Source organism: Micromonospora sp. WMMD1120, assembly GCF_029626235.1.
Taxonomy (GTDB): Bacteria; Actinomycetota; Actinomycetes; order Mycobacteriales; family Micromonosporaceae; genus Micromonospora.
Map to the genome: position 1 here is coordinate 1,212,679 of NZ_JARUBO010000005.1, position 16,129 is coordinate 1,228,807.

The 16,129-nt window shown below is 67.9% G+C and carries 30 protein-coding genes; all 30 read right to left on the reverse strand.

Features of this window, described 5'->3' with window-relative positions; genetic code table 11:
- Window positions 1-11: 11 nt before the first annotated feature.
- The 30 genes from rpsD to rpsJ all read right to left on the reverse strand — a co-directional run bounded on the left by rpsD (window position 12) and on the right by rpsJ (window position 15,885).
- The gene (gene rpsD, locus O7634_RS05710) at window positions 12-638 is read right to left on the reverse strand and encodes a 30S ribosomal protein S4 (RefSeq protein ID WP_278149114.1); all 627 of its coding nucleotides are present in this window, start codon (window positions 636-638) and stop codon (window positions 12-14) included.
- 13 nt (window positions 639-651) lie between these two features.
- Window positions 652-1,059, reverse strand: a complete 408-nt coding sequence (gene rpsK, locus O7634_RS05715) for a 30S ribosomal protein S11 (RefSeq protein WP_007073011.1) — start codon at window positions 1,057-1,059, stop codon at window positions 652-654.
- Window positions 1,060-1,176: 117 nt separating this feature from the next.
- Window positions 1,177-1,557 (reverse strand): 30S ribosomal protein S13, encoded by a 381-nt coding sequence (rpsM, locus tag O7634_RS05720; protein WP_030329917.1) that lies wholly within the window; start codon window positions 1,555-1,557, stop codon window positions 1,177-1,179.
- Between the two features lie 268 nt (window positions 1,558-1,825).
- Window positions 1,826-1,939: a 50S ribosomal protein L36 gene (rpmJ, locus tag O7634_RS05725; protein WP_043965539.1), complete on the reverse strand. Its 114-nt coding sequence runs from the start codon at window positions 1,937-1,939 to the stop codon at window positions 1,826-1,828.
- A gap of 89 nt (window positions 1,940-2,028) precedes the next feature.
- Window positions 2,029-2,250 (reverse strand): translation initiation factor IF-1, encoded by a 222-nt coding sequence (gene infA / locus O7634_RS05730; protein WP_007073013.1) that lies wholly within the window; start codon window positions 2,248-2,250, stop codon window positions 2,029-2,031.
- Window positions 2,251-2,569: 319 nt separating this feature from the next.
- A complete protein-coding gene (locus O7634_RS05735) occupies window positions 2,570-2,815 on the reverse strand; it encodes a hypothetical protein (protein WP_278149115.1) in 246 nt (81 codons plus the stop codon).
- Between the two features lie 251 nt (window positions 2,816-3,066).
- Entirely contained in the window at window positions 3,067-3,918 is an 852-nt protein-coding gene (gene map, locus O7634_RS05740) for a type I methionyl aminopeptidase (RefSeq protein WP_278149116.1), read from the reverse strand.
- Between the two features lie 87 nt (window positions 3,919-4,005).
- A complete protein-coding gene (locus O7634_RS05745; RefSeq protein WP_278149117.1) occupies window positions 4,006-4,659 on the reverse strand; it encodes an adenylate kinase in 654 nt (217 codons plus the stop codon).
- Window positions 4,660-5,988 (reverse strand): preprotein translocase subunit SecY, encoded by a 1,329-nt coding sequence (gene secY, locus O7634_RS05750; protein WP_278149118.1) that lies wholly within the window; start codon window positions 5,986-5,988, stop codon window positions 4,660-4,662.
- A gap of 233 nt (window positions 5,989-6,221) precedes the next feature.
- Window positions 6,222-6,665, reverse strand: a complete 444-nt coding sequence (rplO, locus tag O7634_RS05755) for a 50S ribosomal protein L15 (RefSeq protein ID WP_278149119.1) — start codon at window positions 6,663-6,665, stop codon at window positions 6,222-6,224.
- Window positions 6,665-6,847: a 50S ribosomal protein L30 gene (gene rpmD, locus O7634_RS05760; RefSeq protein WP_074314584.1), complete on the reverse strand. Its 183-nt coding sequence runs from the start codon at window positions 6,845-6,847 to the stop codon at window positions 6,665-6,667. Before rpmD ends, rplO begins: the two co-directional genes overlap by 1 nt.
- The gene (rpsE, locus tag O7634_RS05765) at window positions 6,847-7,461 is read right to left on the reverse strand and encodes a 30S ribosomal protein S5 (RefSeq protein ID WP_278149120.1); all 615 of its coding nucleotides are present in this window, start codon (window positions 7,459-7,461) and stop codon (window positions 6,847-6,849) included. Before rpsE ends, rpmD begins: the two co-directional genes overlap by 1 nt.
- Before the next feature lie 33 nt (window positions 7,462-7,494).
- Complete coding sequence (gene rplR / locus O7634_RS05770) at window positions 7,495-7,872, reverse strand: 50S ribosomal protein L18 (RefSeq protein WP_347404305.1); 378 nt, start codon at window positions 7,870-7,872, stop codon at window positions 7,495-7,497.
- Between the two features lie 8 nt (window positions 7,873-7,880).
- Window positions 7,881-8,423: a 50S ribosomal protein L6 gene (gene rplF / locus O7634_RS05775; protein ID WP_278149122.1), complete on the reverse strand. Its 543-nt coding sequence runs from the start codon at window positions 8,421-8,423 to the stop codon at window positions 7,881-7,883.
- 16 nt (window positions 8,424-8,439) lie between these two features.
- Complete coding sequence (rpsH, locus tag O7634_RS05780) at window positions 8,440-8,847, reverse strand: 30S ribosomal protein S8 (RefSeq protein WP_007465270.1); 408 nt, start codon at window positions 8,845-8,847, stop codon at window positions 8,440-8,442.
- A gap of 115 nt (window positions 8,848-8,962) precedes the next feature.
- Window positions 8,963-9,148, reverse strand: coding sequence for a type Z 30S ribosomal protein S14 (locus O7634_RS05785; RefSeq protein ID WP_007465272.1), 186 nt, complete (start codon window positions 9,146-9,148; stop codon window positions 8,963-8,965).
- 1 nt (window position 9,149) lies between these two features.
- The gene (gene rplE / locus O7634_RS05790) at window positions 9,150-9,716 is read right to left on the reverse strand and encodes a 50S ribosomal protein L5 (RefSeq protein WP_088987580.1); all 567 of its coding nucleotides are present in this window, start codon (window positions 9,714-9,716) and stop codon (window positions 9,150-9,152) included.
- A complete protein-coding gene (rplX, locus tag O7634_RS05795) occupies window positions 9,716-10,036 on the reverse strand; it encodes a 50S ribosomal protein L24 (RefSeq protein ID WP_007465276.1) in 321 nt (106 codons plus the stop codon). The genes rplE and rplX overlap by 1 nt, the downstream gene beginning before the upstream one ends.
- Window positions 10,033-10,401, reverse strand: coding sequence for a 50S ribosomal protein L14 (gene rplN / locus O7634_RS05800; RefSeq protein WP_007073026.1), 369 nt, complete (start codon window positions 10,399-10,401; stop codon window positions 10,033-10,035). The genes rplX and rplN overlap by 4 nt, the downstream gene beginning before the upstream one ends.
- 97 nt (window positions 10,402-10,498) lie before the next feature.
- Complete coding sequence (rpsQ, locus tag O7634_RS05805; RefSeq protein WP_112584814.1) at window positions 10,499-10,777, reverse strand: 30S ribosomal protein S17; 279 nt, start codon at window positions 10,775-10,777, stop codon at window positions 10,499-10,501.
- Window positions 10,774-11,010 carry a 50S ribosomal protein L29 gene (gene rpmC / locus O7634_RS05810; RefSeq protein ID WP_007465283.1) on the reverse strand — a complete coding sequence of 79 codons (237 nt, stop codon included), beginning with the start codon at window positions 11,008-11,010 and terminating at the stop codon, window positions 10,774-10,776. Before rpmC ends, rpsQ begins: the two co-directional genes overlap by 4 nt.
- Entirely contained in the window at window positions 11,010-11,435 is a 426-nt protein-coding gene (rplP, locus tag O7634_RS05815) for a 50S ribosomal protein L16 (protein ID WP_053653940.1), read from the reverse strand. The genes rpmC and rplP overlap by 1 nt, the downstream gene beginning before the upstream one ends.
- Before the next feature lie 3 nt (window positions 11,436-11,438).
- Window positions 11,439-12,308, reverse strand: a complete 870-nt coding sequence (rpsC, locus tag O7634_RS05820; protein WP_145778898.1) for a 30S ribosomal protein S3 — start codon at window positions 12,306-12,308, stop codon at window positions 11,439-11,441.
- Window positions 12,308-12,766 carry a 50S ribosomal protein L22 gene (gene rplV, locus O7634_RS05825; protein ID WP_007465297.1) on the reverse strand — a complete coding sequence of 153 codons (459 nt, stop codon included), beginning with the start codon at window positions 12,764-12,766 and terminating at the stop codon, window positions 12,308-12,310. The genes rpsC and rplV overlap by 1 nt, the downstream gene beginning before the upstream one ends.
- Before the next feature lie 41 nt (window positions 12,767-12,807).
- Window positions 12,808-13,089, reverse strand: coding sequence for a 30S ribosomal protein S19 (gene rpsS / locus O7634_RS05830; protein ID WP_007465299.1), 282 nt, complete (start codon window positions 13,087-13,089; stop codon window positions 12,808-12,810).
- 12 nt (window positions 13,090-13,101) lie between these two features.
- Window positions 13,102-13,941: a 50S ribosomal protein L2 gene (gene rplB / locus O7634_RS05835; RefSeq protein ID WP_088987576.1), complete on the reverse strand. Its 840-nt coding sequence runs from the start codon at window positions 13,939-13,941 to the stop codon at window positions 13,102-13,104.
- A 12-nt stretch (window positions 13,942-13,953) separates the two neighbouring features.
- Window positions 13,954-14,256, reverse strand: a complete 303-nt coding sequence (rplW, locus tag O7634_RS05840) for a 50S ribosomal protein L23 (protein ID WP_278149123.1) — start codon at window positions 14,254-14,256, stop codon at window positions 13,954-13,956.
- Window positions 14,253-14,903: a 50S ribosomal protein L4 gene (gene rplD, locus O7634_RS05845; RefSeq protein WP_278149124.1), complete on the reverse strand. Its 651-nt coding sequence runs from the start codon at window positions 14,901-14,903 to the stop codon at window positions 14,253-14,255. Before rplD ends, rplW begins: the two co-directional genes overlap by 4 nt.
- A complete protein-coding gene (gene rplC, locus O7634_RS05850) occupies window positions 14,900-15,565 on the reverse strand; it encodes a 50S ribosomal protein L3 (RefSeq protein ID WP_278149125.1) in 666 nt (221 codons plus the stop codon). Before rplC ends, rplD begins: the two co-directional genes overlap by 4 nt.
- A gap of 11 nt (window positions 15,566-15,576) precedes the next feature.
- Window positions 15,577-15,885 (reverse strand): 30S ribosomal protein S10, encoded by a 309-nt coding sequence (gene rpsJ / locus O7634_RS05855; RefSeq protein WP_007073037.1) that lies wholly within the window; start codon window positions 15,883-15,885, stop codon window positions 15,577-15,579.
- Window positions 15,886-16,129 lie beyond the last annotated feature (244 nt).

Sequence of the window (16,129 nt, forward strand, 5' to 3'; positions counted from 1 at the left end):
AACGAGCCCGACTACTTGGAGTAGAGCTCGACGATCAGCTGCTCCTGGACCTGCGTGTCGATGACCTGCCGGGCCGGGAGGGAGTGCACGAGCACCTTCATCTGGCTCGGGATGGCCTCGAGCCACGCCGGAACCGTCTTCGAGCCGGCCTGGGCCTGCGCGACGATGAACGGGGTGAGCTCCTTGCTCTTGCCCCGAACCTCGATGATGTCGTGCTCCTTGACGCGGTACGACGGGATGTCGACCTTCTTGCCGTTCACCGTGAAGTGACCGTGCTTGACCAGCTGGCGGGCCATGTCCCGGGACTGGGCGAAGCCGGCCCGGTAGACCACGTTGTCCAGCCGCGACTCGAGGATCTGCAGGAGGACCTCACCGGTCTTGGCCTGCTTGCCGACGGCTTCCTCGTAGTAACCGCGGAACTGCTTCTCCAGCACGCCGTACACGCGGCGGGCCTTCTGCTTCTCACGGAGCTGGAGCAGGTACTCCGTCTCCTTGGTGCGGCCGCGGCCGTGCTGCCCGGGCGGGAACGGCCGGGACTCGAACGGGCACTTCGGACCATCGCACTTGCTGCCCTTGAGGAACAGCTTCATCTTCTCCCGCCGGCAACGGCGGCAGTCAGCACCGGTGTAACGAGCCATCTCTCTCTACCTCTCAGACCCGGCGACGCTTCGGCGGACGGCACCCGTTGTGCGGCTGCGGGGTGACGTCGGAGATCTGCCCGACCTCGAGGCCCACGGCCTGCAGCGAACGGATGGCGGTCTCCCGGCCGGAGCCGGGACCCTTGACGAACACGTCGACCTTGCGCATGCCGTGCTCCATGGCGCGACGCGCGGCGGCCTCGGCGGCCAGCTGCGCGGCGAACGGAGTCGACTTGCGGGAGCCCTTGAAGCCGACCTGGCCGGCGGAGGCCCAGGAGATGACCGCACCGGTCGGGTCCGTGATGGACACGATGGTGTTGTTGAACGTGCTCTTGATATGCGCCTGCCCGTGGGCGACGTTCTTGCGTTCCTTGCGCCGGACCTTCTTGACAGCGGCTCCGGCACGAGCCTTCGGTGGCATAAGTCTGTGCGCTCCTGATTGGTTTCTGGCTTGTCGCCCCGTTGATGACGTAGACACCGGTTCCGGTTGGAGCCCGGCCTACCTCGGCGGAGAACGACCAGAATTCCGGTTAAAGAACTACTTCTTGCCGGGCTTCTTCTTGCCGGCGACGGTCCGCTTCGGGCCCTTGCGGGTCCGGGCGTTGGTCTTGGTCCGCTGGCCACGCACGGGCAGGCCCCGGCGGTGCCGGATGCCGGCGTAGCAGCCGATCTCGACCTTGCGGCGGATGTCAGCGGCGACCTCGCGGCGCAGGTCACCTTCAACCTTGTAGTTGCCCTCGATGTGGTCGCGGAGCTGCACGAGCTCCTCGTCCGTGAGGTCCCGAGCGCGCTTGTCCGGCGAGATGCCGGTGGCGGCGAGCGTCTCCAGGGCGCGGGTGCGACCGACCCCGAAGATGTAGGTGAGCGCGATCTCCAACCGCTTCTCGCGGGGGAGATCAACGCCGACTAGACGTGCCATGTGCGGGCGTACTCCTCGTGATGTGTGGCGGAGGTGTGGACCCGTCCCACCCCGCTACCGGCCGTCCCGTCCTTCCGACGCGGTGCGCGCCGGCGACCGGGATCGGTCGCTGCCCGAGCGGGCCCCGGCCTCCGACCGGGGGTCAGCCACGAGAGGAGTACGTCTTCACGTACCGCTCGCGGCTGGGACGAGCATGTGTGATGTGTGGTGTCGCTGGGATCTGCCTGGACCAACGCCACCCGGCCGTGTTCCGGCCGGACGGGCTGAGTCAGCCCTGGCGCTGCTTGTGGCGCGGGTCGCTGCAGATGACCATGACCCGGCCGTGCCGGCGGATAACCCGGCACTTGTTGCAGATCCTCTTGACGCTCGGCTTGACCTTCACGGTTGCCTTACTTCCCATCTGGGCCCGGGGACGCGAATGCGACACCGGACGTCGAAGACGGACACGGGACTTCCCGGCCGTCGTCAGGACTACTTGTAGCGGTAGACGATGCGCCCGCGGGTCAGGTCGTACGGCGAGAGTTCGACGACGACCCGGTCCTCCGGAAGAATGCGGATGTAGTGCTGCCGCATCTTGCCGCTGATGTGAGCCAACACCTTGTGACCGTTCGCGAGCTCCACCCGGAACATGGCGTTCGGCAGGGGCTCGATGACCCGACCCTCGATCTCAATGGCTCCGTCTTTTTTCGGCATGTCCTCCGCTGTCCTGACGTCGATTGCTCCGGGCGACCCACAACGCCTTACACGGAAATCTGACCAGAATCAGAAGACCGCGCCAGCCGCGGCTCCGACTCCCACCGAAGCGCAGGGTGGGCATGCCGGAGTGGACGCTGTGCGCCGATCAGAAAGTGTACGCCCGCCAGCAGGCACCCGCCAAACCGGCACCCACCCCACCCCCGGACCCCCAACCGCCAACCCCCACCCCGGCCCCCACCCCATCCGGTCGATCATGAAGTTGTGGTCACGACACGCCGCGCCCGGTGACCATAACTTCATGATCAGCCGGCAGGGCTCATGCGGGGGCGCATCCTGGGGGCGGGGCGTGGGGGTTGTTCTTCTTGGGGAGGCTTGGGAACCCCGGGCCAACCAGGCCGGCCAGCGTGCGGGCCAGCAGCACCACGCCCAACGGGCCGGCCACCCAGCCCGGCCAGAGGTAGAGCAGTTCCCTGCTGAACAGGGAGGCCGCCGCCCAGATGGTCACCACGATGGCGACGACGCTCAGGTACGGCACCCAGATCTCGACCAACCAGTGCGCCATACCGCCAAGGCCGGCGGGGCGGCTCAGCCGGGATGTCCACCGCCGGCGGAGTGGCTGCGACCGGCACCAGGCGGGATGTCCACCGCCGGCGAAGTGGCTGCGGCCGGCACCAGGCGGGACCGCTGCGGTGGTGCCACCGCCTCCCAGCCCCCGTCCCACCCGTCAAGGCTGGCTGATCATGAAGTTGTCGTTCGCGCCACCGGCGTGTCGTGACCATAACTTCAGGATCAACCTCGGGGTGGGGCGGGTGTTCAGGCGGTCGTCGACACGGCGGGCTGGCGGGCCGTCACCAGGTCGCCCAGGCGGGCCCGGCCGCCGTCGAAGGCGGTGAGGACCCAGACCCCGTCCGGCAACAGTGCCATCGAGTGCTCGACGTGGGCCGCCATCGAGCCGTCCCGGGTCACCACCGTCCAACCGTCGGCCAATTCGACGGTACGCGGGGACGCCATGGTGATCATCGGCTCGATGGCCAGCGCCATGCCGGGAACCAGTCGGGGGCCCTTGCCCGGCCGACCATGGTTCAGCACGTGCGGGTCCTGGTGCATCTCGGTGCCGATCCCGTGCCCGCCGTACCCGTCGACGATGCCGTACCGCCCGCCCTTGCGCACGGCGGTCTCCACAGCGTGTGAGATGTCGGTGAGTCGGCCCCTGCCGCTGGCGGCGCCACGCGCGGCGGCGGCGATCCCGGCCCACATCGCGTCCTCGGCGACAGCGGCCATCTTCAGCAGCGCCGGGTCGACCTCGCCGACCCCGACGGTGATCGCGGAGTCGCCGTGCCACCCGTCCAGCACCGCGCCGCAGTCGATCGAGATCAGGTCGCCGTCCTGAAGGACCTGCTTGGGCGACGGGATGGCGTGCACGACCTGCTCGTTGACCGAGGAGCAGATGGACGCCGGAAAACCGTGGTAGCCCTTGAACGACGGAACGGCCCCCGCCTCGCGGATGGTCGCCTCGGCGATGGCGTCCAGATCGGCGGTGCTCACGCCCGGAGCGACAGCCTCCCGCATGCGGCGCAGCGCCTCGGCCACCACCAGGCCGGCGGCCCGCATCTTCTCGATCTGGTCAGGGGTCTTCAGCTGGATGTCCAGCTGGGGACGACGCATGGAGCGGTTACCTTTCGTGGCCGTTCAGCGGGGCACGTCCTGCGTACCCCGCTGTTCGCACTCTATCCGCCGCGGCCCGGCGGGACCTCAGCCGCTGTACGACCGCAGGGCGTCGATGGCCCGGGTGGTGACGTCCTCCACCGGCCCGGTCGCGTCGATGCCGACCAGCTTGCCCTGGGCGCCGTAGTAGTCGACCAGGGGCGCGGTCTTCGCGCTGTATTCCCGGAGCCGCGTGGCGATGGTCTCCGGCTTGTCGTCGTCGCGCTGGAACAGCTCGGCGCCGCACCGGTCGCAGATGCCCGGCCGGGTCGTCGCGTCGAACTCGACGTGCCAGATCTTGCCGCAGCCCCGGCAGGTACGCCGACCGGACAGCCGCCGGATCACCTCGTCGTCGTCGACGACCAACTCCAGGACGAGGTCCAGGGCGGTGCCCAGGTCGGCGAGGAGCTTGTCCAGCGCGGCGGCCTGCGGAGTCGTCCGCGGGAAGCCGTCGAGCAGGAAGCCCTCGCTGGCGTCGGCCTCGGCCAGCCGGTCCCGGACCATGTTGATGGTGACCTCGTCCGGGACCAGCTCGCCCGCGTCCATGTACCGCTTCGCCTCGACGCCCAGCGGCGTGCCCTGGGTGACGTTCGACCGGAAGATGTCCCCGGTCGAGATCTTCGGCACCGAGAGGTGTGCGGCGATGAACTCGGCCTGTGTGCCCTTGCCCGCGCCCGGCGGGCCAACCAGAACGAGTCTCATCTACCGCAGGAACCCTTCGTAGTTCCGCTGCATGAGTTGGCTCTCGATCTGCTTCACGGTCTCCAGACCGACGCCGACCATGATGAGCACAGCGGTGCCGCCGAACGGGAAGTTCTGGTACTGCTGGTTGTCCAGCCAGATGAAGAAGAAGTTCGGCAGGATCGAGATGATGCCGAGGTAGAGCGCGCCCGGCAGGGTGATCCGGCTGAGGATGAAGTCCAGGTAGTCGGCGGTCGGCTTACCCGGGCGGATGCCCGGCACGAAGCCGCCGTACTTCTTCATGTTGTCCGCGACCTCGGTCGGGTTGAACGTGATCGAGACGTAGAAGTACGTGAAGAAGATGATCAGCAGGAAGTAGACCGCGATGTAGATCGGGCTGCTCGGGTTGACCAGGTTGTTCTGGATCCACGCCTGCGTCTTGCCCGGGTCGTTCTGGTCGAAGAACTGCAACGCCAGTTGCGGCAGGTAGAGCAGCGACGAGCCGAAGATGACCGGGATGACACCCGCCTGGTTGACCTTCAGCGGGATGTAGGTCGAGGTGCCGCCGTACATCCGCCGGCCGATCATCCGCTTGGCGTACTGCACCGGGATGCGGCGCTGCGCCTGCTCGATGAAGGTGACAGCGGTGATGACCACCAGGACCAGCACGATGACCAGGGCGAACATGTCCCAGCCCTTGCTGGTCTTGATCTGCCAACCCTCGCTGGGCAGCCGGGCCGCGATCGAGGTGAAGATCAGGACGGACATGCCGTTGCCGACGCCGCGGTCGGTGATCAACTCGCCGAGCCACATGACCATGCCGGTGCCGGCGGTCATCGTCATCACCAGGATGGTCAGCGTCAGCCAGTCCGGGATGCCGGTGCCGGTCGGGATGATCGGGAACTGGTCGCACCTGTTCTGGAACAGCTGACCGGAGCGGGCCAGCGCCACGAACGCCGACGCCTGGAGCACACCGAGACCCAGGGTCAGGTAGCGGGTGTACTGGGTGATCTTCGCCTGGCCGGCCTGGCCCTCCTTGCGGAGCTGCTCGAGGCGGGGGATCACGACGGTCAACAGCTGCAGGATGATCGACGCGGTGATGTAGGGCATGATGCCCAGCGCGAACACCGAGAGCTGGAGCAGCGCTCCGCCGGAGAAGAGGTTGAGCAGGTTCACCACCGAGGTGGTGTCACCCTGGATGGTGTCGAGGCACTTCTGCACGTTGCCGTACGAGACGCCCGGGCTGGGGAGCGTGGCGCCCAGCCGGTAGACCGCGATGATGCCTACTGTGAACAGCAGCTTCTTGCGCAGGTCAGGCGTACGGAACGCACTGAGAAAGGCGGACAGCAACTTCTTCCTCCTGCGCGCGGCGGGCCGCCGGTGATCCCTGGCGGGTCGGGGTGGATCACGGGCGAGTGCCCGCAACCCATGGCTGGGATGGGACTCTAACAGCCCCAACCCGGTCCGGGCAGATGTGCCCGACTACATAAATCGATTCCGATGTTACCTGGCGCTCATGGCCCCGGGCAGACCATGGCGCCCGCCAGTTGCTCACAACTGGACGGGCGCCATGGGTGTACGCCTTACAGCTCGGTGACGGAGCCACCGGCGGCGGCGATCTTCTCCTTGGCCGACGCACTGAACGCGTGCGCGGACACCTGGAGCGCCACACCCCCGAGGTCCCCGGTGCCGAGGACCTTTACCGGGTGGCCCTTGCGGACCGCGCCGGCCTCGACCAGCTCCAGCGGACCGACCTGACCACCGTTCGGGAACAGCTCAGCGAGCCGGTCCAGGTTGACCACCTGGAAGACGACCTTGAACTTGTTCTTGAAGCCCTTCATCTTCGGCAGGCGCATGTGGATGGGCATCTGCCCACCCTCGAACGCCGCCGAGATGTTCTTGCGGGCCTTGGAGCCCTTGGTACCGCGACCAGCGGTCTTGCCCTTGGAACCCTCACCGCGACCCACGCGGGTCTTCGCGGTCTTGGCACCGGGCGCCGGGCGCAGGTGGTGCACCTTGATCGTCATTACTCGACCTCCTCGACCTTCACGAGGTGGTTCACAGTGAAGATCATGCCGCGGATCTCGGGCCGGTCCTCCTTGACCACCACGTCGTTGATCCGCTTGAGACCGAGCGAACGCAGCGAGTCACGCTGGTTCTGCTTGGTCCCGATACCGGACCGGACCTGGGTGACCTTCAGGCGTGCCATCAGCTCGCCACCCCCGCCCGCGACGCCAGCATGGCGGCCGGCGCGACGTCCTCCACCGGCAGGCCACGACGCGACGCGACCTGCTCGGGGGACTCGAGCCCCTTCAGGGCCGCCACGGTGGCGTGCACGATGTTGATCGGGTTCGACGAGCCGAGGCTCTTGGAGAGCACGTCGTGGATCCCCGCGCACTCCAGCACGGCGCGCACCGGACCACCGGCGATGACACCCGTACCGGCCGAGGCCGGCTTGAGCAGCACCACACCGGCGGCGTCCTCGCCCTGCACCGGGTGCGGGATCGAGGCGCCGATGCGCGGGACCTTGAAGAAGTGCTTCTTGGCCTCCTCGACGCCCTTGGCGATGGCCGCGGGCACCTCCTTGGCCTTTCCGTAGCCCACGCCGACCGTGCCGTCGCCGTCGCCCACGATCACCAGGGCGGTGAAGCTGAAGCGACGACCACCCTTCACGACCTTGGCGACGCGGTTGATCGCGACGACCCGCTCAAGGTGCGGGGTCTTCTCGACGGGCGCGTTTCCGCGGCCGCCCTCACGGCGGTTGTCGCGGCGACCACCCTCGTTGCCACCGGACCCGCCGCCACGGCGCTGTTGACCTGGCATCAGCAGCCTTCCTTCTCTCTCGTGACGGGGTTGTTAGAACTCGAGCCCGGCTTCGCGGGCGGCGTCGGCAAGCGCGGCGACCCGCCCCGCGTACCGGTTGCCACCGCGGTCGAAGACGACCTTGGAGACGCCGGCGGCCTTGGCCCGCTCGGCGAGCAGCGCGCCCACCTTGCCAGCCAGGGCGCTCTTGTCGCCCTCCGCGCCACGCAGCGAGCCGTCCAGCGTCGACGCCGAGGCCAGGGTGTGACCCTTGGTGTCGTCGACGATCTGGGCGACGATGTGCCGCAGGGAGCGGGTGACGACCAGGCGCGGACGCTCGGCCGTACCGCTGACGTTCTTGCGGACGCGGAAGTGTCGACGCGCACGCCCGACGGCGCGCTTGGCGGCGACGCCGCGGCGGCGCTTGAGCAGCGTGGCGCTCACTTCTTACCTGCCTTTCCGGCCTTGCGGCGGATGACCTCGCCCTGGTACTTCACGCCCTTGCCCTTGTAGGGCTCCGGCGGGCGGATCTTCCGGATGTTGGCGGCGACCTCACCGACCTGCTGCTTGTCGATGCCAGCCACGTGGAACAGGGTCGGCCGCTCCACTGTGAAGGTGATGCCCGCCGGGGCGGAGACGACCACCGGGTGCGAGAACCCGAGCGCGAACTCGAGGTCCGAGCCCTTGGCGGTGACCCGGTAACCGGTGCCGGCGATCTCCAGGCTCTTACGGTAGCCCTCGGTGACCCCGACGATCATGTTGGCGACCAGCGTACGGGTCAGGCCGTGGAGCTCCTTGGCCTTGCGCTCGTCGTTGGGCCGGTTGACGTTCAGCTGGCCGTCCTCGGCCCGCTCGATCGTGATCGGCTCGGCGAGGGTGTGCTCAAGCTGGCCCTTGGGCCCCTTGACCTTGACGGTCTGCCCGTCGATCGTGATGTCGACGCCGGCTGGTACCGGGATCGACTTACGTCCAATTCGCGACATTTCTACCTGTCTCCCGTTACCAGACGAAGGCGAGGACTTCCCCGCCAACGCTCCGCTTGCGGGCCTGCCGGTCGGTCAGCAGCCCCTGGGACGTCGAAATGATCGCCACGCCCAGCCCACCGAGCACCCGCGGGAGCCCGTCCGACTTGGCGTACACCCGCAGACCGGGCTTGGACACGCGCTTGATGCCGGCCAGGCTCCGCTCGCGGTTCTGGCCGTACTTCAGCTCGACGACCAGTCGCTTGCCGACGGCACCCTCCTCGGGCTCCTCGACCGACCAGGTGGCGATGTAACCCTCGGCCTTCAGGACCTCGGCGATGTTCGCCTTGATCTTGGAGTAGGGCATCTTCACCTGATCGTGGTACGCCTGGTTGGCGTTACGCAGACGCGTGAGCATGTCTGCGATCGGGTCGGTCATCGTCATGGATTTCGTCAGCCTTTCTCGCCGGGGTTCCCGGGGCAGCAGCCCCGGGCCTACGGCGAAGAGCAATACCTAATCGGTGCAGGAGTCCCAGCCGACGGCCGGGACGCGGTCGCCCTTACCAGGAAGCCTTGGACACGCCCGGCAGCTCACCGCGGTGAGCCATCTCCCGGATGCAGACCCGGCAGAGCCCGAACTTGCGGTAGACCGCCTTCGGACGCCCGCACCGCTGGCAGCGGGTGTACGCGCGAACCGAGAACTTCGGCTTCGCGGCCGCCTTGATGATCAGCGCCTTCTTGGCCATCTCAGTTCTCCTTGAACGGGAAGCCCAGGAGCTTGAGCAGCGCCCGGCCCTCGTCGTCGGTCGTGGCGGTCGTGACCACCGTGATGTCCATGCCCCGCTGCCGATCGATCTTGTCCTGATCGATCTCGTGGAACACCGACTGCTCGGTCAGACCGAACGTGTAGTTGCCATGCCCGTCCAGCTTGCGCCCGTCCAGGCCGCGGAAGTCGCGGATACGCGGCAGCGCGATGGAGAGCAGCCGGTCGAGGAACTCCCACATCCGGTCGCCACGAAGGGTGACCTTCGCGCCGATCGGCATGCCCTCGCGGAGCTTGAACTGCGCGATGGACTTGGTCGCCCGCCGCACCTGCGGCTTCTGGCCGGTGATCGTGGCGAGGTCACGGACCGCACCGTCGATCAGCTTGGCGTCGCGAGCAGCCTCGCCGACACCCATGTTGACGACGATCTTGACCAGCCGCGGCACCTGCATGGGGTTGCCGTAGCTGTGCTGCTCGCGCAGCTGGGCCACGATCTCGTTGCGGTACCGCTCCTTGAGGCGCGGCATGGTCTTTTCGGTAGCCGTGGTCATCACAGGTCCTTACCGGTGCTACGCGCGATGCGGACCTTCTGGCCGTTGTCGTCGATCCGGTAACCGACGCGGGTCGGCTTGCCGTCGGAGTCCAGGACCTGCACGTTCGAGACGTGGATCGGGGCCTCCTGGGTGACGATGCCGCCGGTCTTGGCGCCACGCTGGGTGGTGCTGATGCGGGTGTGCTTCTTGACCCGGTTCACGCCCTCGACGAGGACCTTGTCCTGCCGCGGGTAGGCCGCGATGACCTTGCCCTTGGCACCCTTGTCCTTGCCGGCGATGACGACGACCGTGTCGCCCTTCTTGACCTTCACGGTCACAACACCTCCGGCGCGAGGGAAATAATCTTCATGAACCGCTTGTCCCGCAGCTCCCGACCCACCGGGCCGAAGATGCGGGTACCACGCGGGTCCCCACCGTCCTTGATGATGACGGCGGCGTTCTCGTCGAAGCGGATGTACGAGCCGTCCGGCCGCCGCTTCTCCTTGGCCGTGCGAACGACGACAGCCTTGACGACGTCGCCCTTCTTCACACCGGCACCGGGGATCGCGTCCTTGACCGTGGCCACGATGACGTCGCCGATGCTCGCGTAGCGCCGACCGGAGCCACCGAGAACCCGGATGCACAGGATCTCCCGAGCACCCGTGTTGTCGGCGACGCGCAGTCGCGACTCCTGCTGAATCACGTCTATCTCCTATGTCTGCCGGTTCTCCGGCCGCCGGAGCGGCCGGAGCCTGGCGGAACCTACGCCCGACGCGACGCCGGGCGAGCTCGAGCCTTCGCTACTTGGCCTTTTCCAGGATCTCCACGATCCGCCAACGCTTGGTGGCGCTCAGCGGCCGGGTCTCCATGATGAGAACCCGGTCACCGGTGCCAGCGGCGTTCTGCTCGTCGTGCACCTTCAGCTTGCTCGTACGACGCATGATCTTGCCGTAGAGCGCGTGCCGAACCCGGTCCTCGACCTCGACCACGACGGTCTTGTCCATCTTGTCGCTGACCACCAGGCCCTCACGGACCTTGCGGCGGGACCGCGCGGTGGCGGTGGCGGTGTCTTCGGTCATGATGCAGTCACCTCAGTCGGCGCGGCCGAGAGCCCCAGCTCGCGCTCGCGCATGATCGTGTAGATCCGGGCGATCTCCCGACGGATGACCTGCAGCCGCCGGTTGTTGTCCAGCTGCCCGGTTGCGGCCTGCACGCGGAGGTTGAACAGCTCCGCCTTGGCCTCCCGCAGCTTCGTGACCAGCTCCTCCTCGGAGAGCTCACGCAGCTCGGTCGCCTTAACGCCCGCTGCCATCAGGATTCACCCACTTCGCGCGTAACAATGCGGCACTTCATCGGGAGCTTGTGGATCGCGCGACGCATGGCCTCTCGCGCGGTCTGCTCGTTGGGGAAGGACATCTCGAAGAGGACCCGCCCCGGCTTGACGTTGGCGACCCACCACTCCGGCGAACCCTTACCGGAACCCATCCGGGTCTCGGCCGGCTTCTTGGTGAGGGCCTGGTCCGGGAAGATCGTGATCCAGACCTTGCCACCACGCTTGATGTGGCGAGTCATCGCGATACGTGCCGACTCGATCTGTCGGTTGGTCACGTACGCCGGCTCGAGAGCCTGGATCCCGAACTCGCCGAACACCACCCGGTTACCACCCTTGGACGCGCCACTGCGGTCCGGGTGGTGCGGCTTGCGGAAGCCCTTCGGGGGCTTGCGCGGCATCAGCATCTGTCAGCCCTCCTGCTGCGTTTCTGCCGGAGCAGCCGCGGCGGCGACAGCGGAGCTGTCCACCGGCTCGCCGCTCGGCGTCTCGGCCTGCTGCGCGATCGTGGTCGCAGCGGCACGACCGGCCTCGGTGCCACCAGCCGTGGTGCCGGACGAACCCGACCGACCACGGCGCGGACGCTCGGGACGGTCGCCACGCTCACCACGACGCGGGCGGGACGGACCGGCCTCGGCCGGAGCCTCCCGGCCCGGGACGGCGTCGCCCTTGTAGATCCAGACCTTCACACCGATCCGACCGAACGTGGTACGGGCCTCGAAGAAGCCGTACTCGATGTTGGCCCGCAGCGTGTGCAGCGGGACCCGGCCCTCGCGGTAGAACTCGGTCCGGCTCATCTCGGCGCCACCCAGGCGACCCGAGACCTGAACCCGGATGCCCTTGCAGACCGGGTTCTTCATCGCCGACTGCATGGCCTTGCGCATCGCCCGACGGAAGCTGACCCGGCTGGACAGCTGCTCGGCCACGCCCTGCGCGACCAGCTGGGCGTCCGACTCGGGGTTCTTCACCTCGATGATGTTCAGCTGAACCTGCTTGCCGGTGAGCTTCTCCAGCTCGCCGCGGATCCGGTCGGCCTCCGCGCCCTTACGGCCGATGACGATGCCCGGCCGGGCGGTGTGGATGTCGACCCGGACCCGGTCACGGGTGCGCTCGATGTCGACCTTGGAGATTCCGGCGCGCTCGAGGCCCTTGGACATCATCCGGCGGATCTTGACATCCTCGCCGATGTAGTCCTTGTAGAGCTTGTCCGCGAACCAGCGGGACTTCCAGTCGGTCGAGATGCCGAGCCGGAACCCAGTGGGGTGAACCTTCTGACCCATTACTCGGCGTCCTCCGTCTTGCTCTGCGCTTCGGCCGGTGCGGCCTCCGTGGCCGGGGCGGCCTTCTTCGCCGCGGCCTTCCTCGGCGCTGCCGGCGCGACCGCTTCGACCGCCACGGTGATGTGACAGGTGCGCTTGCGGATGCGGTACGCCCGACCCTGCGCCCGCGGCTGGAACCGCTTCATCGTCGGGCCCTCGTCCACGAACGCCTCGCTGACGAGCAGCGCGTCGGGGTCCAGCCGCTCGTTGTTCTCCGCGTTGGCGATCGCGCTAGCGAGCACCTTGTACACCTGCTCGCTCGCAGCCTGCGGCGCGAACTGCAGCACCGTGAGCGCCTCCTTCGCGGGCAGGCCGCGGACGAGGTTGACCACCCGGCGCGCCTTCATCGGCGAGATGCGCACGTGCCGCGCAACCGCCCGCGCGCCCGGAAGCACCGGAGCGTCGCCCTTTCCTGGCATCGCTGTAACCCCTTGTTCCCTCTATCCGTATGCCCGCGGCGTCAGCGCCGACGGCTCTTCCGGTCGTCCTTCTCGTGACCCTTGAACGTACGGGTCAGCGCGAACTCGCCGAGCTTGTGCCCGACCATCGCCTCGGTCACGAACACCGGGACGTGCTTGCGTCCGTCGTGCACGGCGATCGTGTGCCCGAGCATCTCCGGGATGATCGTCGAGCGCCGCGACCAGGTCTTGATCACGTTTTTGGAGCCCTTGTCGTTCTGGACCTCCACCTTCTTGAGCAGGTGGTCGTCGACGAACGGGCCCTTCTTCAGGCTGCGAGGCATGTCTTATCTCCCTCAGCCGCGCTTACGCGTGGCGTAGCGGCGGCGGACGATCAGCCGGTCACTCGGCTGGCCCTTACGGCGGGTGCGGCCCTCGGGCTTACCCTGCGGGTTGACCGGGTGGCGACCACCGGAGGTCTTACCCTCACCACCACCGTGCGGGTGGTCGACCGGGTTCATGGCGACACCACGGACGGTCGGGCGCTTGCCCTTCCACCGCATCCGGCCGGCCTTACCCCAGTTGATGTTCGACTGGTCGGCGTTGCCGATCTCGCCGACGCTCGCGCGGCAGCGGACGTCCACCCGCCGGATCTCACCGGACGGCATACGCAGGGTCGCGTACGCGCCCTCGCGGCCGAGTAGCTGGATGCCGACGCCGGCGGAACGGGCCAGCTTGGCCCCGCCGCCCGGACGCAGCTCCACGTTGTGGATCGTGGTACCGACCGGGATGTTGCGCAGCGGGAGGTTGTTACCCGGCTTGATGTCGGCGCCCGGGCCGGACTCGACGCGGTCGCCCTGCTTCAGGTCCTTCGGCGCGATGATGTACCGCTTCTCGCCGTCGGCGTAGTGCAGCAGCGCGATGCGCGCGGTGCGGTTCGGGTCGTACTCGATGTGCGCGACCTTCGCCGGCACGCCGTCCTTGTCGACCCGCTTGAAGTCGATCAGACGGTACTGGCGCTTGTGACCGCCGCCGTGGTGCCGCGTGGTGATCCGGCCGTGGGCGTTACGCCCGCCCTTCTTCGGCAGCGGAGCCAGCAGCGACTTCTCCGGCGTGGACCGGGTGATCTCGGCGAAGTCCGCGACACTCGAGCCACGTCGGCCCGGCGTCGTCGGCTTGTACTTACGGATAGCCATTGTCTACACCCCTCAGCTGACCGGGCCGCCGAAGGCCTCGATGCGGTCACCGTCAGCCAGCTTCACGATCGCCCGCTTGGTCGCCTTGCGCTGACCGAAGCCGGTCCTGGTGCGCTTGCGCTTGCCCTGGCGGTTGAGCGTGTTGACCGTCAGGACGCGGACGTCGAAGATCTGCTGGATAGCGATCTTGATCTCGGTCTTGTTCGCGTCCGGGTGCACCAGGAAGGTGTACCAGTTCCGGTTCAGCTCGCTGTAGCTCTTCTCCGAGACGACCGGCGCCACGATGATGTCGCGCGGGTCGGCGATCGTGCTCACTTGCCACCCTCCTCGGTGGTCTCGGCGGGCACGCCCAGGAACTCGTCCAGGGCGTCCTTGGTGAAGACCACGTCGTCGGCCACGAGCACGTCGTACGTGTTCAGCTGGCCGGACTCGATCAGGTGCACCCGCGGCTCGTTGCGCAGCGACACCCAGTTCAGCTCGTCGGTGCTGCTCAGCACGACCAGGACCCGACGGGCCTCGGTGAGCTTCGCCAGCGTGGCCAGGGCCGCCTTGGTGGACGGCTTCTCGCCCGAGACGAACGCCTCGACCACGTGCACCTGGCCGGCGCGGGCCCGGTCGGAGAGGGCGCCACGCAGGGCGGCGGCCTTCATCTTCTTCGGGGTCCGCTGGCTGTAGTCACGCGGCACGGGACCGTGCACGACGCCACCACCGGCGAACTGCGGCGCGCGGATCGAGCCCTGCCGGGCGCGACCGGTGCCCTTCTGCTTGTACGGCTTCTTGCCGCCGCCGGCGACCTCGCCGCGGGTCTTGGTCTTGTGCGTGCCCTGTCGGGCCGCCGCGAGCTGGGCCACCACGACCTGGTGCATCAGCGCGACGTTGGCCTGCACGTCGAAGATGTCCGCCGGCAGCTCGACCGAGCCGCTGGTGGTGCCTTCGACGGTGCGCACGTCAACGGTGGTCACTTGGCCGCACCGCCCTTCTTCACCTTGCTCTTGGCCGCGGTACGGACCAGAACCAGCGCGCCCTTGGGGCCAGGAATGGCGCCCCGGACGAGCAGGAGGTTGTTCTCGGTGTCGACCGCCTGGACGGTGAGGTTCTGCACGGTGAAGCGCACGCCACCCATCCGACCGGCCATCCGGGTGCCCTTGAAGACACGACCCGGAGTGGCGCAGGCGCCGATGGAGCCGGGCGAGCGGTGCTTGCGCTCGACACCGTGGCCGGCGCCCAGACCGTGGAAGCCGTGCCGCTTCATGGCGCCGGCGTAGCCCTTGCCCTTGGTCTTGCCGGTGACGTCGATGGTGACGCCGGCCGGGAACTCCTCGACAGTGACTTCCTGCCCGAGGGAGTATTCCCCGGCGTCCGTGGTGCGCAGCTCGACGATGTGCCGGCGCGGCGCCACGTCCGCCTTGGCGAAGTGCCCGCTGATCGGCTTCTTGACCTTGCGCGGGTCGATGGTGCCGTAGGCCAGCTGGACCGCTGAGTAACCGTCCTTCTCGGCGCTACGAACCTGGCTGATGACGCACGGGCCGGCCTCGACCACGGTCACGGGAACAACACGGTTGTTGTCCCAGACCTGGGTCATGCCGAGCTTGGCGCCCAGGATCCCCTTGACTTGCCTGTCCATTTGTCCGGTCCCTACAGCTTGATCTCGATGTCGACGCCAGCCGGCAGGTCGAGGCGCATGAGCGAGTCGACCGTCTTCGGGGTCGGGTCGATGATGTCGATCAGCCGCTTGTGCGTGCGCATCTCGAAGTGCTCGCGCGAGTCCTTGTACTTGTGCGGCGAGCGGATAACGCAGAAACGGTTGATCTCCGTGGGCAGCGGCACCGGGCCCGCGACCTGCGCCCCGGTGCGCGTCACCGTCTCGACGATCTTCCGAGCCGAGGAGTCGACGACCTCGTGGTCATAGGCCTTGAGCCGGATGCGGATCTTCTGTCCCGCCATGGTGGCTTCTGTTCCTTCTCTCGATGCCGCTGTGTTGCGGGCGCCTGCACCGGCTGGCACAGGCCCACTTCGCCGACCCCCGCGGTCGGGCGTGTCGCGCCCTCGGGCCGAGCTCCGCCCCATTGTTCCGGAGTGGTGCTGACCGCGCGGTGGGTCAAGGCGCCGATCGCATAACCGCGACCTGAACGCCGTGCGAGGGTGGTTGGCGACTGGGCCGCCAACCACCCTACGCTCGACTGTCTCG

Bases quoted from the DNA above. Each gene is read 5' to 3' on its own strand.
- rpsD (WP_278149114.1), bottom strand. From the start codon at position 638: ATGGCTCGTTACACCGGTGCTGACTGCCGCCGTTGCCGGCGGGAGAAG.
- rpsK (WP_007073011.1), bottom strand. From the start codon at position 1,059: ATGCCACCGAAGGCTCGTGCCGGAGCCGCTGTCAAGAAGGTCCGGCGC.
- rpsM (WP_030329917.1), bottom strand. From the start codon at position 1,557: ATGGCACGTCTAGTCGGCGTTGATCTCCCCCGCGAGAAGCGGTTGGAG.
- infA (WP_007073013.1), bottom strand. From the start codon at position 2,250: ATGCCGAAAAAAGACGGAGCCATTGAGATCGAGGGTCGGGTCATCGAG.
- O7634_RS05735 (WP_278149115.1), bottom strand. From the start codon at position 2,815: ATGGCGCACTGGTTGGTCGAGATCTGGGTGCCGTACCTGAGCGTCGTC.
- map (WP_278149116.1), bottom strand. From the start codon at position 3,918: ATGCGTCGTCCCCAGCTGGACATCCAGCTGAAGACCCCTGACCAGATC.
- O7634_RS05745 (WP_278149117.1), bottom strand. From the start codon at position 4,659: ATGAGACTCGTTCTGGTTGGCCCGCCGGGCGCGGGCAAGGGCACACAG.
- rplO (WP_278149119.1), bottom strand. From the start codon at position 6,665: ATGACGATCAAGGTGCACCACCTGCGCCCGGCGCCCGGTGCCAAGACC.
- rpmD (WP_074314584.1), bottom strand. From the start codon at position 6,847: ATGGCACGCCTGAAGGTCACCCAGGTCCGGTCCGGTATCGGGACCAAG.
- rpsE (WP_278149120.1), bottom strand. From the start codon at position 7,461: ATGCCAGGTCAACAGCGCCGTGGCGGCGGGTCCGGTGGCAACGAGGGT.
- rplF (WP_278149122.1), bottom strand. From the start codon at position 8,423: ATGTCGCGAATTGGACGTAAGTCGATCCCGGTACCAGCCGGCGTCGAC.
- rpsH (WP_007465270.1), bottom strand. From the start codon at position 8,847: ATGACGATGACCGACCCGATCGCAGACATGCTCACGCGTCTGCGTAAC.
- O7634_RS05785 (WP_007465272.1), bottom strand. From the start codon at position 9,148: ATGGCCAAGAAGGCGCTGATCATCAAGGCGGCCGCGAAGCCGAAGTTC.
- rplE (WP_088987580.1), bottom strand. From the start codon at position 9,716: ATGACCACGGCTACCGAAAAGACCATGCCGCGCCTCAAGGAGCGGTAC.
- rpsQ (WP_112584814.1), bottom strand. From the start codon at position 10,777: ATGACCGAAGACACCGCCACCGCCACCGCGCGGTCCCGCCGCAAGGTC.
- rpmC (WP_007465283.1), bottom strand. From the start codon at position 11,010: ATGGCAGCGGGCGTTAAGGCGACCGAGCTGCGTGAGCTCTCCGAGGAG.
- rplP (WP_053653940.1), bottom strand. From the start codon at position 11,435: ATGCTGATGCCGCGCAAGCCCCCGAAGGGCTTCCGCAAGCCGCACCAC.
- rpsC (WP_145778898.1), bottom strand. From the start codon at position 12,308: ATGGGTCAGAAGGTTCACCCCACTGGGTTCCGGCTCGGCATCTCGACC.
- rplV (WP_007465297.1), bottom strand. From the start codon at position 12,766: ATGCCAGGAAAGGGCGACGCTCCGGTGCTTCCGGGCGCGCGGGCGGTT.
- rpsS (WP_007465299.1), bottom strand. From the start codon at position 13,089: ATGCCTCGCAGCCTGAAGAAGGGCCCGTTCGTCGACGACCACCTGCTC.
- rplB (WP_088987576.1), bottom strand. From the start codon at position 13,941: ATGGCTATCCGTAAGTACAAGCCGACGACGCCGGGCCGACGTGGCTCG.
- rplC (WP_278149125.1), bottom strand. From the start codon at position 15,565: ATGGACAGGCAAGTCAAGGGGATCCTGGGCGCCAAGCTCGGCATGACC.
- rpsJ (WP_007073037.1), bottom strand. From the start codon at position 15,885: ATGGCGGGACAGAAGATCCGCATCCGGCTCAAGGCCTATGACCACGAG.